Below are 14091 nucleotides of genomic sequence, written 5' to 3'. Positions count from 1 at the left end.
CACCCTCTCATTTGCCCAACGTGATTCCGAAGCGAAAACCGCGCGATGGCCCCGTTTCAGGTTTGCCTTGCTCGCCGAGCACCACTTGGGAGAACCGCACACGCGGCGATGGAGACGGCGAGATGGCGGGGGCGGCGGGGGCCTCGGCCGGAGCCGTTGCGGCTGGAGCGGCGACCTCAGCGGCGGGGGGAGGCTCCGGTTCGACTCCCTCGACGGCTCCGCGACCCGCCACCAACACATACGCAGTCGGGGGAGTCCCTCGGCTGGCACCGAGGTATTTGGAAGTGGTCCACGTCCGCTGGCCGCTGCGCGGGTCCAGTGAGAGCGTGACCGAGATCGGAACAACATCATCCAATGCGTTTTTGATCCGGCACGCGGCGGGGGAGACGGGGCGGGGGAGGGTGAGCAACGTGGTGCAGCGAAGGCGTTCGAAGGCACGAACGAACGAAAACACGTGTTCGGCGACCAGCTCCGGTTGGGCGGCGGCAACCCATGGGACGATGGTATCGATTGCCATCCGGCGGACGGCCTGCGTCTCAATGATGTCCTGAAGCTCCAAGAACCCTTCGCTGGGCAGCATGAGGCTCGACTCGCTGTTCCGTCCCGGCACGTAGTGGCTGTATTCCAGCAAGGTGAGTTCACCGCTTTCGATCGCGGCCTCGACGTCAGAACCGTAGGCCGCCGCCCAGATCGCCGAGTCGGCGGCGGGACGTGAGGAGAGCAGCAGGGCGCGCTGTCCTGATCGGATGCCCTGCGCGAGGAATTGCAAAGAAATCGCCGATTTTCCGGAGCCGGTTGGTCCGCAGAGCAGCCAGCAACGTCCAGCGTACACTCCGCCGGTGGCGGTGTCGAAGAATTCGACGCCTGTCAGCTCCTTATGCACGTTCGCTCTCGTCTCCTCCGCCTTTTCCGGGTACAGGGCTGTTGAGCCACCGGCGGACCACTTCGCGGACAAAGCCCATTTCGAACGGTTTTGTCAGAAAATCTCGTACGCCAAGCCGACGGCATTCCTCGACGAATGCCGGATTGGGATAGCCCGAGATGGCGACCAAGGGGCAGTCGGGGCGCAGCGTAATCAAACGCCGGATGAACTCAATACCGTGAGGTTCGCCGGGCATGTATACGTCGGAGATTACCAATTGAATTTCCGGATCCACGATCGCTTTGAGCGCAGCGTCCGCCGCTGATGCCGAAACGATTTCACACCCTGTGGAGTTCAGGACGCGTTGGAGGAAGCCCAGAACTCCCGGATCATCATCCACAATCAAGATTTTCGGCATCGGCACCTGCCCTTCGCCCCACTGGCACGGACCATACTACGACACCACGGCGCAAGAGCAAGCAAGAACGTGGGGGAACGCGAACCCGAGTGACGGCATCCGGGCGGAACCGGCTCATGGGGTGGGCGCGGCGACACGACCCGCCCACGTTCTCGATGCCGGATGGCGCAGACGTTGCAACACGTTTAGCAGCTTGTCGAACGCAGAAGGAGGGTGAAGGCCGGCTGCGAGAGCTGTTTGGAGAGTGTAGCTGAGTGTGCCGTCGGCGCCACGCGCGACTGAGACTTGGATGGTTCCCGACCCCGGATCGGACCATGCCATGGGGATCGGCAAGTCCGGAAAAGCGGCGAATGCCGGCGGGGGGCGGATGGGAATGGTAATAGTTTCGCGAAAGGGTTTCTCCCAGTACAGCGGCTGGGTCCGCCGTTCTCCCTGAACACCGGGGATGGTCGTCAGCGGCAGCGGCGGCTCAAGATGCCACCACACACCCGCGCGCTGAGCGAGGGAGGCGATGCGAAAGCGAAGCTCTTCGACCGCTGGATGTTCGTTGAGAATGTGAAGAGGCGGGCCATCGGGATCCGCGTCGAGCGCGATCTCGGCGAGTTCCGCGAGGTCGCGGCGTCGGAGTTCTTCCGGCGTCAGCTCGCAGAGTTGGCGAACATGATCGGCGTGGTGCATGCCGTAGAAGCGGGTTCGCCGCAGGACGCGCGCAGACCCGTCCGCGTTGAGCGCGATCTGAAACTCGATCTCGGTACGGTCGCTCAGCTCGGGTGGATCGGGAAGGGTGATGATGCGCCCATCGACAAGGTCCAGTGCGAGCGAGCCCCGAGAGGGAGAGGCGCCGATCACGGCGTACTGGTCGGTATCATTGAGCAAGACGGCGGAGCCGTCCGGGAGAGGAACCCTGAGCAGCACCCGGTCGAAGGGAGACAGCCAGGGTGCCTCGCAGAAGGGAGCGTGCGGGGCGGCGCTCCCTGGGACAGGGGTGGCGAGCAGCCATTCGGGAGACAATTCAATCGCGCGGAGCATCGCCATGAGGACGATGGCGCGATCGGCACTGTGGCCGTAGCCGTCCGCCCAGACACGGTCCGCGGGAGTGAGCGCGTCGGACGGCAGGGAGGTGGGGGACGGGCCCGCGGCGCGGACCCTCAAAATGACCGCGTCGCGGATGAGCCTCAGGCGGTCCTTCAGCGGTAGCGTGGTGGGTGCGATTGCGCGGGCGTGTTCCGTGACCTCGCGGCTTTGCGAGGCTGCCTGCTCCAACCTTTCCCGGAGCTGGCGCGCGTAGCCGGCCCAGTCGCCGTCGCTGAAGATCCAGCAGCGTCCAGCGAGCCATGGCGGGGGTTCGGAGGGCTCGCGAGCGGTGGCGGGAATTTGGAGTATGCGCCAGGCTTGCACCTGCATACCGTTACGGATGTAGTCCTCCCGCCGGGCAAGTTTTGCCGCGGACGGTTCGACGACGCGGAGTGCGATGCCGGTCGGCGCATACAGGCGAACGATTCGCTCTCGAACCGGGTCACGGCCGGCAAGCACCGGCGCCTCCGCGAAAAAGGGGCGGTTTCGCACCGTCAGCAGCGTGCGGTATCGAATCCGCGCCCCCGGCGCGACAGCGGGGAGGCCCGCCACAAGGAGACGCCCGGCGGGGTAGCGTGGTGCGCCCGCGGTCCAGGGCTGGTCCATGATTTGCAGATCCCGTGGAGCGGGAACATTCGTCGTACCCTCCGGGGTGATCACCTCCGCCAGCAGCACCCGCGGCTCGTCGTGGCGTTCGAGGAAGGGCAGTTTCAGCTCAGCGGCGTTTTTGACGCCAGCGTAGGTGAGAAGTACCTGTTCGACCTCGTTGGTGACCATCCATGCGCCGGGGCCGATCCAAACCACGTCAGTGATGTGACGCTGGATGTCGAGGTCCGGCGCGGCGGGCGGAGGGTCGGGCGGGGCGGCGGACGAAGCGGACGGAGCCGGAGATGCGCGAAAGACCACGCGTCGCCTCTGTTCACTGACCAGCGCACGAACGGCGTCGCGAAATTGTCGGTAGGCTTCGGGCGCAATCTCGATCGCGTGGAACGTCCACCGGTGATGTCGCCGCAGGATGTTGCCATCCACCTCCCAATCGACGGCCGATCGCACCGTCGGCAGCTCGACTCGGTGCGGTGGGGGCACATGGAGCGGAGGCATGGGAAGACGGGTTGTTTCTACCTGACAAGTCTCGTCCACGCCGCCCGTCGAGCGAAGGCGGAGCGGGTAGCGGCGATGTTCAAGCGAGAGCGCATCCAGTTCGCGGTGGATCACGCCGAACGCGCGTGCAAAGGAGGGCGGAGAGAGAAGCGCGATCTCCCCGGTCAGCACGGCGGGGGCCGGCGCCTCAAACTCCCATTCGGCGCGCAGCGGACGGCTTCGATCGCGCAGGTCGGGGGGATCGAGGGTGAGTGCACGGATTCGGCAACCGGGCAGCGCGGACTGGGCGACCGTTTCAAAGAAGCGACGGCGCTCCGTCGTGCTGCGGCGCGCGAGGTAGTTGCGGTAGGCATTGTCATTGATGCCAAGGAAGACTGCCGCGCAGCGACCGAGCAGCCGCCCATCCGGACCGAGACGGCTTTCGGTGACGAGACGGACGAGGTTGGATTCAGCGGGGGGGATCGGGGATATCCGTAGGGGCTCTCCAACGGGGGTCGCGATCAGGTAGCTGCGGTGAGCCAAGTAGGCCGGCAGCCAGTCGCGGCTGGCCTCGTCGGTCGGGTCGAGCAGCGCGGTCGTGTCGTCCGAAAAACGAATCGCGGCGATTGCGTGGTTGAAATAGGGGAGAGGCACCTCGGGATCGAGTGACATGCCGGCGTGGATGAGCACGGGAAAACCACGCAGACCCGCCTCGGAGGCCATCGCGGCCAGCAGTGCCGCTTTGTCGCGACAGACGCCGTGACGCTGTCTAAGCGTGAGGGTCACGTCGTGGGGTTCGTAGCCGGGCGCTTCGGTTTCCGCGGTGATGCCGAGGTAACGAATGTGTTGTGATACGAAGGTGAACAGCACATCGGCGCGGGTGCGCTCGTCGGGCCGGTCTCCGACGAGGTTCCTCACCTGTTGCCGAAGCGTATCGTCCGGCGTCATGCGAGGGCGGCACAGGTTCCAGTACCAGCGGGAGACTTCCGGCCAGTCGGAGCAGGTGCTCACCAGCACTCGCTGCAGGACTCCACCGGGCTCGGGCATGCGCGGTTCCGGGAACATCCGGGGCACGTTGGTGGCGATCCAGCGGTGCCGCGTTCCGCCCGCCCAGGGTTCTTCTTCATAGCGGACATGGCCGGCCGGCCCGCCTCGTAGCGCGAGGTGGCGCAACGGCCGTTCGGTCGGCGCCTCGACCTCATACACCGCACGCAGAAGGGGAGATTCGCCTTCGAGCATGCAAAGATCAAACCAATGGCCGGGAATTCGCGTTCGATGCCGTCGCTCGACAAGCGAGACGCATACAACGTCGCCCGTTTCGATGCCCGGCACCCCGATGGCGAGCACTTTGATGTCGGGGTCGTAGATGTTCTCCGCCATCTGATCGGCGTGAATTGCAACACGGGTGGTGCGCGACATATCGACCGGCTCGTGCCGGCCGTCCGGCCGTACGAGCTCGACCCGGGCGACCTCGATGGTGGAGTACATGGAGAGGAACCGGATCGAGAGTTCCGCGAGATCGCGGCGGCCCTTTTCAGTTAGGACGAGTGTGCAGTTTTCGTACCAGCTCGTGGAGGTGCCGTCGGGCCCGTATCGGGCACGTTCGAACTGATCCAGCACGACGAGATCCGCATTGGCGATGAACGCCGGGTCGCACTGTTCCGCGAGACGGCGGGCGGCCGTCGGGTCGATCGCGAGCCATGCCGATACATTTCGGGCGATGAACAGCGGGAGGAGAAGGAGCGCGGTGCTGGCGGGTGTGCAACGGATCATGACAGAAATATACGACGCGAGTCGGGCCCCACCAAGGGAGGCGGCAGGATGGCGGGGTTCAGGAGGGGCGGGAATTTGGCTATCCTTGGGCGCGGAATGTACTGGCTCGACATTCTCAATGGTCCCGCCCGAGGGCGGAGAAAGATTCACCGCCGCTCGCTGGTGATCGGGTCGGATTTGACATGTCACTTCTGGGTGGATGCGCCGGGTGTTGCGCCCCGACACGCGGAAATCGTGGAGCGGGCCGGCGCGGTCATGTTGCGACGCCTGGCTCGAGCGCCGTCCGACCTTTTGAAGCTGAATGGCGAGATCGTAACAACGGACCGCTTGTTGTCTGACGGTGATACGATCGAAATCGCGGGTGTACGAATCCGCTATCGTTCGAGGTTGCCGTGGATGGAGAGATGCGCGCCGGCGCTGCGGTGGGTGGTACCGTTGGCGCTGGCTCTGGGGGGAGGCGGATGGGCCGTGTGGCGATGGTGGTCGACGGCCGCGACGGTGCCGCCGGGCGCAGAGGCTGCGGCGCTGAGTGAAGCGGCGCGCGTGGTGACGCCACAGACACCGCCGCCGGGCGGGCTGTTGATCAGCGAGCTGTCGACCGCAGCGACGTCTTCCCCGGTGGCTGCGGCCGAGACTGCGGGCCGAGAGGCCGAGCCGGTCGAGCTGCCGCGGCCCACGCCAGCGCCGCCAGCAGAGCCGGCGTTGGCGGCGTTACCCCTCTCCAGCACGGGGGTGACCACCCGTTCCGCGACGGTTGACACCGTCCGGCTTGCGGGACCGACCGAGACGTCTTCGCCGGCAGCTCTGGTCGTTTCGGATGGAGGGCGGCCGGCTGTGCCGGAGGCGGCGAGGCGCTCGCCCTACGAGCTTCAGGTAAAAGCGGCGGAGGCGCTGGCGGAGGCGGGTGCATGGGAGCGCGCGGCTCGCGCAGTGGAGGGCGTACCGCGCGAGGATCCAGCATTTCCGCGCGTGCTGATGATCCGGGCGCGCGCGGCGGAGCAGGCCGGCCGCTTTCGAGATGCGGAGGCGCTATGGACCGACGTGCTTCGGCTCGGCAGCGATTCACCCTTCTACGAGACGGCATTTCAGGAGCTTGTGCGGTTGGCGGAGCGCCAGGTGTCGCTGGCGCCCCCGCCGTTGCTCGAGCGTGCCGCATCGGTCACCGGTGCGGCGCCGACGGCGCCGACTGCGCCGGACTTGCCGCCGTCCGTGTTGGCGGCACTCAGGGCCCCGCGACCGCAGCCTCCCGCCGAACCGCCAGCGCCGCCTGCCGCGCCCGTGCCGGTCCGCGGGCCCGGCGAGGTGACGGCGAGAGACACTCCGGCGACAGGTAATCTTGTCGGCGCAGGTGGGGCAGTGGGCAGGCCGCCTGGCGGGCAGACCGCGGCGGTGGCGACGGTGGTGGGGGGAACGCTGTCCGGCCCCACTCCGGCGGAGCCCGTCCGGACGGCATTGCGAACGCCGGCGACGACAGCGGATGCCCGGCCGAGGTTCACAGTGCGGAAGGCGGAGTTGACACGCTTCCCGCCCGATACCGAGCGCGACGAGGTGAGGGTGCTCAATCTTCAGCTCCAGTTGGACGGTGTACGCGAGCCGCTGCCGCTGGATCAGTTGCAGGTCGACGTCGCGTTTTTTGATCGTCGCGGGGATCCGCCGCGGGTGTTTCGCAGCCGTGTGGCGCAGGGCAGCCGGCGGTTCAATCTGACGGGGGAACCGTGGCAGCCGGGTGAAGTGCGTCAACTCTCGTTTTCCTACTTGGTCCCCCGTGGTGCTCGTGAGCGCGACGGCTCGGCATTTCACGGCTACCGGGTTCGGGTATTTCACCGTGGTCAGACGGTGCTCGAGACGGCACGGCCGGCGGATTTGGAAGGACTCGACTGAACACCGCTCCTTTGTGGCGGCGGCGGGGCGGATTCGCTCGCGGGGAGGCGGGTGCTAGTATGGCGACGGCCGGTGCGCGGCCGGTGGGAGAACGGAATGCTCGACATTCGAATCATCCGGGAGCGCGAAGCGGACGTTCGCGCGGCGCTCAAAAATCGTGGCTCGGACTTTGATCTTGACGGGTTGCTTGAACTGGATCGCCGGTGGCGGGCGCTCGTGACGGAGCGGGACGCGTTGAACGGCGAGCGCAACGCTAAGTCGAAGGAAATTGGGCGGCTCCGGGCGGCGGGGGCCGACACGGCGGGCGCGCAGGCGGAGGTGCGGGCACTAGGCGAGCGGATCGGTGGGATCGAGCGTGAACTGCGGCAGGTGGAGGCGGAGCGGGATGCGCGGCTGTTGCTGTTGCCGAACCTTCCGCACTCGACGACGCCGGTGGGGGCCGATGCGAGCGGCAACGTGGTGGTGCGCACGTGGGGGCGCCCGCGCGAGTTTGCATTTCCGCCACGACCCCATTGGGAGATCGGGGAGGCGCTGGGCTTGTTCGATCTGCCCCGCGCGGCGCGGATGTCCGGCGCCGGATTCCCGCTGTTCCGCGGATTTGGTGCGGAGCTGCGCCGCGCGCTGATCCGTTTCATGCTGGATCTGCACACGCGGGAGCATGGTTACCTGGAGGTGGCGCCGCCCTATCTGTGCACCACCGCCGCGATGACCGGTACGGGTCAACTGCCGAGGTTGGCGTCGGACATGTATCGGCTGGCCGAAGAGGATCTCTACCTGATCCCGACCGCGGAGGTGCCGCTGACCAACCTCTATCGCGAGGAGATCATCACGCAGCCGCTACCGATCTGCGTGACGGCCTATTCCCCCTGTTTCCGGCGTGAGGCGGGGGCGGCAGGTCGGGACACTCGGGGCATCATTCGGGTGCACCAATTCGACAAGGTGGAGCTGGTGCGGTTTGTCGAGCCTTCGCGGTCCTATGAGGAGCTTGAACTGCTGACCGCGCATGCGGAGGAAGTGCTGCGGCGGCTCGGTTTGCACTACCGGGTGGTGGCGTTGTGTACGGGGGATCTCAGCTTTGCGGCGGCGAAGTGCTATGACCTGGAGTTGTGGGCGCCGGGGCACGGGGGTTGGCTGGAGGTCTCTTCCTGCAGCAATTTTGAGGACTTTCAAGCGCGGCGGGCGGGCATCCGATATCGCCGGCCCGATGGGAAGGTCGCGTATGTGCACACGCTGAATGGGTCTGGGGTCGCGCTGCCGCGGCTGCTGGTGGCGCTACTGGAAAACGGGCAACAGGCCGATGGATCGGTCGAGTTGCCGGAGGCGTTGGCACCCTACCTGGAGGGTCGGACGCGCATTACGCCGCCGGTCTGATGGGAGGAGGCGGGGTGCGAGGGGAACCGCGGTGGATTGCGGCGGTCCGTTGCTCGCTTCGGGAGCACCGGCTGCTCGAGGGCTGCCGGACTTTACTGGTGGGGGTGAGCGGCGGCGCTGATTCGGTGGCGCTGTTGACCGCGCTGCGGCGGATCTGTGGTGACGGCCCGCCCAAACTGATCGCCGCACATCTTGACCATCGGATTCGCGGTCGCGTGGCGGAGCGAGATGCAGCGTTTGTGCGGCGGTTTGCGCGGCGCATTGGCGTGGCGTGCGTGGTTGGCCGTCGGGACGTTCCCGCTATCGCGCGGCGACGAGGGCTTTCCCTTGAGGCGGCTGCGCGGGTCGCTCGGCTCGAGTGGTTCGCAACCGTGGCACGGCGGGTTGGCGCCGATCGCGTTGCGCTTGCGCACACGCGCGACGATCAGGCGGAAACGGTGCTGTTGCGTCTGTTGCGCGGAGCGGGGGCGGAGGGCCTTTCCGCGATGTCGCGCGATACCGTCGTGCAGGGGCTGCGGATTGTGCGCCCGCTGTTGGAGGTTTCGCGCGAAGAGGTGAGGGAGGGTTTGACAGCCGAAGGTCTTCCGTGGCGGGAAGACGCCTCCAACCGGGACTTGCGGCACGTCCGCAATCGCATTCGGTTCCGGCTGCTGCCCGCGGTTGAGCGCGAAGTTGCTCGCAACGTTCGCGTGACGCTCGCACGCGCTGCGGAGATCCTGGCCGCAGAGGACGCACTGCTGGCGGTGCTGACGCGGCGCGCAATGCGGCGTCGCTTGAAGAGACGGCAGCTGATTGTGGAGGGTTGGGGGCGGATGCCGCTGGCGATTCAGCGACGCGTCGTGCGATTGTGGTTGCGGTCTGTGGGCGTGCCTGACAGCGCGCTGACGTGGGCCGTCACGGAGTCGGTTCGCGGCATCGCCTCGACGGGAGGCGACCAACGCCTCACGTTGGCGGGTGGGTGGAGGATATCGGTGGAGTCCGGCCGGCTGCGAGCTCTGCGAGCGCAAACGGATCGTCGATGCTGCACGGGGTGGAGAGCCGTACGGTTTCGGCTGCCCGGCGTCGTGCGGCCGGCCGGAGCCAATTTTGAGCTTGAGGCGGTGGCGGATCGCGGATGGCGAACCGTGGGGGAGCACGGGATCGGTCGGTTGCCGGCCACCGCGTGGATCGCTCGCGGCACTGGTCGAGAGGTGCTGACCGTCCGGCGGTGGCGGCCGGGCGATGCCTATCGGCCGCTGGGTGCGCCGGGCACCGCAAAACTCTCCGATGTGTTTACGAACGAAAAGACGCCTCGCGAGGTGCGGGCCCGATGGCCGGTGGTGCTTCAGGGGCGCGAAATCATCTGGCTACCGGGTTACCGCGTAGCGGAAGCGGCGAAAGTGAAGCATCCGCGCGCGCCGAGCTGGCGTCTCACGCTGCGTCGCCGCTTGGAAAGGCAGGGTGAGGCGACTATAGTTGGCGATTGCGGGCGAAAGTCCGGCCGCGAGAGGAACTCATGAAACGCTGGTGGGTGGTCGCCGGGGTGCTGGCCGGCGGTAGTGTGGTCGCCGGTGCGGAGCCCACGAACGCGACGGTGCGGGGCGAGCGCGTCAACGTGCGGGCGCGACCACATCCTCAGGCGGAGGTGGTCGGGCAGCTGAGCGAGCCGGCGGTGGTGCAGGTGCGCGGCATCAGCAACGATTGGGTCGAGATTGTGCCACCAGCCGAGTTTGATCTGTGGGTGCACCGGGAATTTGTCGAGCAGGGGACGGTCAACGCCTCCAAACTGGTGGTTCGGGCAGGCCCGGGCATCAACTATCCGAAGGTTGGCGAGCTGAAACGGGGTGATACGGTGCAGGTGCGCGGGGAATTCGGGGACTGGCTGAAGATCGCGCCTCCTCCCGGCTCCTCGTTATGGATTGCGAAATCGCTGGTGCGGTTTCCCGAGCCCCCGAAGCCGGCACCGGCGGTGGTGGCACGGACGGAGTCTCCGCCGTCAGGCGCGGGGGCGCCGGCGGTGCCGGCCGATCGGCCGGCGGCGGTGCCGGCAGCTTCGCCGCCACTGGCGAGCAGTCCGAGCGGCTCGACGCCCGTTGCGAGCCGGCCGCCCCCGCCCCCCGTTCCTCCGCCGGCGGTCGCGGTGCCTCCCCCTCCGCCGGTCGCTCCGCAGTACGTGCCCACGGATTTGCGGCTGGCGCCGGTGGATAACCAGGGCGCCGTCGTACAGCGGGAGGGACGGGTGAGGGCGACGATGCTCACACTCGGCCGACCCTCGCGATATCAGCTGGTGGACGAGACTGGTGGCGCCGCGGAGACCAGTTGTTATCTGAGGGGTAACGATGCGCAGTTGCAGTCCTTCCTCGAGCGGCGGCTGCGGATCCGCGGCCGGCAGTACTGGGTGCAGGGCAGCCGCTATCCGGTGGTGGTGGTGGATCAAATTTCGGTGCTGCCCGATTGAAGGCAGACGTAACGCGACGGCGGTCGCCATCGCGCGATCATATTCAAACCAGAGGGATGATCCAGAATGAAAATCGTGCTCGCGTATTCGGGTGGGCTGGACACGTCAGTGCTGCTGAAGTGGCTGCAAACCACCTACCGTGCGGAGGTAATTGCGTTTTGTGCGGACATCGGGCAGGAGGAGGAACTCGGGGGGCTGGAGGAGAAGGCGCGACGCACCGGTGCTGCCGAGGTCGTGATTGAAGATCTTCGCGCCGAGTTTGCGCGGGACTATGTCTTTCCGATGCTTCGCGCCGCGGCGGTGTACGAGTCGGGGTATTTGCTGGGCACCTCGATTGCGCGGCCGCTGATCGCCCGCCGGTTGGTGGAGCTGGCGGAGAAGTACCGCGCCGACGCGATCGCGCACGGCGCGACGGGGAAGGGGAACGACCAGGTACGTTTCGAGCTGACCGCGATGGCGCTGAAGCCCGACATTCGGATCATTGCGCCGTGGCGGGAAGAACGATTTCGCCGGCAGTTTCGGGGGCGGCAGGACATGATCGCGTACTGCCGCCGGCAGCGGATTCCGGTGGAGGCGTCGGTGGAGAAGCCCTACTCGATGGACCGGAATTTGCTCCACATCAGTTACGAGGGGGGCATTCTCGAGGATCCGTGGGCGGAGCCGCCGGCGGACATGTTCAAACTCACGTGTTCGCCGGAAGCCGCTCCAGACGAACCGGAGTATGTGGAGGTGGAGTTCCGACGTGGTGACGCGGTGGCGGTGAACGGTCGGCGAATGAGTCCGATGCAGGTGCTGCAGTGTCTAAACAGGATTGCGGGCCGGCACGGGGTAGGCCGCGTGGACCTTGTGGAGAACCGTTTTGTGGGGATGAAAAGCCGCGGAGTGTACGAGACGCCGGGCGGGACGGTGCTACATCGCGCCCGGGAGGCGGTCGAACAGATCACCATGGATCGCGAAGTCCTTCATTTGCGCAACAGTCTCGTGCCCCGATATGCGGAGATGGTGTACTACGGGTTCTGGTTTTCTCCCGAGCGGGAGATGCTTCAGGCGGCCATGGATGCGGCGGCAGCCGCGGTGACGGGGACTGCGCGCGTGAAGTTGTTCAAGGGCAGTTGTATGGTTGTGGGTCGGAGATCTCCTCAATCGCTGTACAACCCTGGAATCGCGTCCTTTGAGCAGGCCGGGGGCTATGACCAGTCGGACGCGACGGGCTTTATTCGGCTGCAGGCGCTTCGGCTGCGGATGCGGGCGGCGGTGCGCGCGGCGGTTGGGGAGCCGGAAGCCCGTTAGACGCTGGGCCCAACGCCAACGATGGTGCGTGCCGAGAGGGGGTCCAACATACTTGTGTGGAGGGGGTTCGGTGGCTCCGGGATTCGTTCCATATTGTGAATGCATGCGCTCTTCTTGTGATTGTCGTAGCGTATCTTTGCTTGCATGGAACATGTTGTTGTTGATACAACGGTGTCGGTGTGGTGATTGGCAGAAGTGAGTGACCAGGGCAGTTGGTGAAGGAACGGGGGTCGCCGATGAAGAAGGTGTTGATTCCGACGAAGCTCGACAAGATTGCGGCGGAGATTTTGCGCCGGCACGGGAACTATACAGTTGTTCAGGACGATTCCATTGCGTCTGACGAGGCGTTGCTGGCCTTTGCGAAATCGCATCCGGATGCGTATGCGATGATTGTGCGCAGTGAGAAAGTGACCCCCGCAGTGATGGATGCGATACCGGCGTTGAAGGTTATCGTTCGTGCAGGCGCTGGGGTGAACACGATCGATACCCGCTATGCGCGGCGAAAAGGAATCGACGTGATGAACACCCCTGGTGCCAACGCGAACGCGGTGGCGGAGGAAGTGATTGCGATGGTGTTGGCGGACATGCGGCACATCGTGAAGGCCGATGCGTCCTGCCGCGCCGGGCAATGGGAGAAGAAGGCCTTCATGGGCCGGGAGCTGTCGGGCAAAACGGTGGGGATCGTCGGTCTGGGGGCGATCGGCCGCCTGCTGGCTCGCCGGTTGAGCGGCTTCGAGTGCCGGCTGCTCGGCCACGATCCGTTTGTGTCGCCCGATTTGGCCTCCGAGTACGGCGTAACGCTGGTGGATCTGCCGGAGCTGTTCGCGGAGTCGGACGTGATCTCGCTTCATGTGCCGGAGAATGAGAAGACGCGGGGAATGGTGAACCGGGAGCTGCTGTCGCGGATGAAGCCGGGCGCGATCCTAGTGAACTGCGCGCGGGCCGGCATCGTCGTGGAGGAGGACCTTCGGGCAGTGAAGGCGGAACGGCAGATCCGGTTTTTGAACGATGTGTATCCGAAGGACGCAGAAGGGCCGAAGTCCGTTGCGGACATTGCGGATCTGATGCTGCCCCATCTGGGGGCGAGCACCCGGGAGGCGAACGCGAACGCCGCGCGGAGGGCCGCGGAGCAGTTGATCGAGTTCGACGAGAAGGGCATCACCTCTTACATTGTGAACCGCGACATTCCGGAGGGGCTCGACCGCGCGTACGCGGATCTCGCGTTCCGGCTCACGCGGTTTTGCCGCGCGCTGGCCGGTTCGGAGCGGCCGCTGAAGATGATCGAAACCAGCTTTTACGGTGCGCTGAAGCCGTTTGCGAACTACTTGCTGGTGCCGATCGTTGCCGCGCTGGACGAGACCTTCGACCGCTCGATGGATCCGTCCGCGGCGCTGAAGGTGTTGCAAAATCGCGGCATTGAATACACCGATCGGGTCACGGATGACAGCAAGGGGTATCGGAACTCGATCACGATTGATCTGACGGTCGATCACGGGGGCGGCGTGATGCGCCGCACCAGTGTGCGCGGCACGGTCGCGGAGGGGGCGCTGATGGTGTCGCGCGTGGACGATTACCACAAACTGTACATCGAACCGGCGGGGCATTTGGTCGCGTTTTCCTATCGCGACCGGCCCGGGGTCTTGGGACAAATCGGCGCGATGCTCGCCGGCGCCGGCATCAACATTGACGATGTTCGCAATCCGCACGATTCGAAGGGGGAGATGTCGCTGGCGATTCTGCGGGTGAACCAGCCGGTCGCCGCGGACGTCGTGGAGCGGATTGCGCGGCAGATTACCGCCGACATCGCCTGTTCCGTGACGCTGTAGATGCGCCGCGTCATTTGCGCGGCGCGGGCGGCCGGGAGATACTGGCCGGACGGGGGCCGAAGGGCCGGCCACGAGTGAG

Annotated in this window: 9 protein-coding genes; 6 read left to right on the top strand and 3 right to left on the bottom strand. The window is 66.1% G+C overall.

The annotated features are described in order from the left end of the window. Window positions 1-7: 7 nt before the first annotated feature. From N2652_01165 to N2652_01155, 3 genes are all read right to left on the bottom strand, one after another. Window positions 8-883: a hypothetical protein gene (locus N2652_01165; protein ID MCX7817819.1), complete on the bottom strand. Its 876-nt coding sequence runs from the start codon at window positions 881-883 to the stop codon at window positions 8-10. Then, entirely contained in the window at window positions 876-1280 is a 405-nt protein-coding gene (locus N2652_01160) for a response regulator (GenBank protein MCX7817818.1), read from the bottom strand. The genes N2652_01165 and N2652_01160 overlap by 8 nt, the downstream gene beginning before the upstream one ends. 114 nt (window positions 1281-1394) lie before the next feature. Continuing rightward, window positions 1395-5207 carry a DUF3857 domain-containing protein gene (locus N2652_01155; GenBank protein ID MCX7817817.1) on the bottom strand — a complete coding sequence of 1271 codons (3813 nt, stop codon included), beginning with the start codon at window positions 5205-5207 and terminating at the stop codon, window positions 1395-1397. A gap of 96 nt (window positions 5208-5303) precedes the next feature. Between N2652_01155 and N2652_01150 the strand changes: the two genes are divergently transcribed. From N2652_01150 to N2652_01125, 6 genes are all read left to right on the top strand, one after another. After that, a complete protein-coding gene (locus N2652_01150; protein MCX7817816.1) occupies window positions 5304-7088 on the top strand; it encodes an FHA domain-containing protein in 1785 nt (594 codons plus the stop codon). 96 nt (window positions 7089-7184) lie between these two features. Next, a complete protein-coding gene (serS, locus tag N2652_01145) occupies window positions 7185-8459 on the top strand; it encodes a serine--tRNA ligase (protein ID MCX7817815.1) in 1275 nt (424 codons plus the stop codon). Between the two features lie 14 nt (window positions 8460-8473). Beyond that, window positions 8474-9958 (top strand): tRNA lysidine(34) synthetase TilS, encoded by a 1485-nt coding sequence (gene tilS, locus N2652_01140; protein MCX7817814.1) that lies wholly within the window; start codon window positions 8474-8476, stop codon window positions 9956-9958. Beyond that, complete coding sequence (locus tag N2652_01135; GenBank protein MCX7817813.1) at window positions 9955-10896, top strand: SH3 domain-containing protein; 942 nt, start codon at window positions 9955-9957, stop codon at window positions 10894-10896. The genes tilS and N2652_01135 overlap by 4 nt, the downstream gene beginning before the upstream one ends. Before the next feature lie 66 nt (window positions 10897-10962). Beyond that, window positions 10963-12186 carry an argininosuccinate synthase gene (locus tag N2652_01130; protein MCX7817812.1) on the top strand — a complete coding sequence of 408 codons (1224 nt, stop codon included), beginning with the start codon at window positions 10963-10965 and terminating at the stop codon, window positions 12184-12186. 236 nt (window positions 12187-12422) lie between these two features. Beyond that, window positions 12423-14012 carry an NAD(P)-binding domain-containing protein gene (locus N2652_01125; GenBank protein MCX7817811.1) on the top strand — a complete coding sequence of 530 codons (1590 nt, stop codon included), beginning with the start codon at window positions 12423-12425 and terminating at the stop codon, window positions 14010-14012. The last annotated feature ends 79 nt before the right edge of the window (window positions 14013-14091 follow it).

It is taken from the genome of Kiritimatiellia bacterium, from assembly GCA_026417735.1.
In the GTDB taxonomy this organism is placed as follows: domain Bacteria; phylum Verrucomicrobiota; class Kiritimatiellia; order PWTM01; family PWTM01; genus CAACVY01.
The sequence above is the reverse complement of the archived record's forward strand: the minus strand, read 5'-3'. Positions and strand labels throughout refer to the sequence as shown.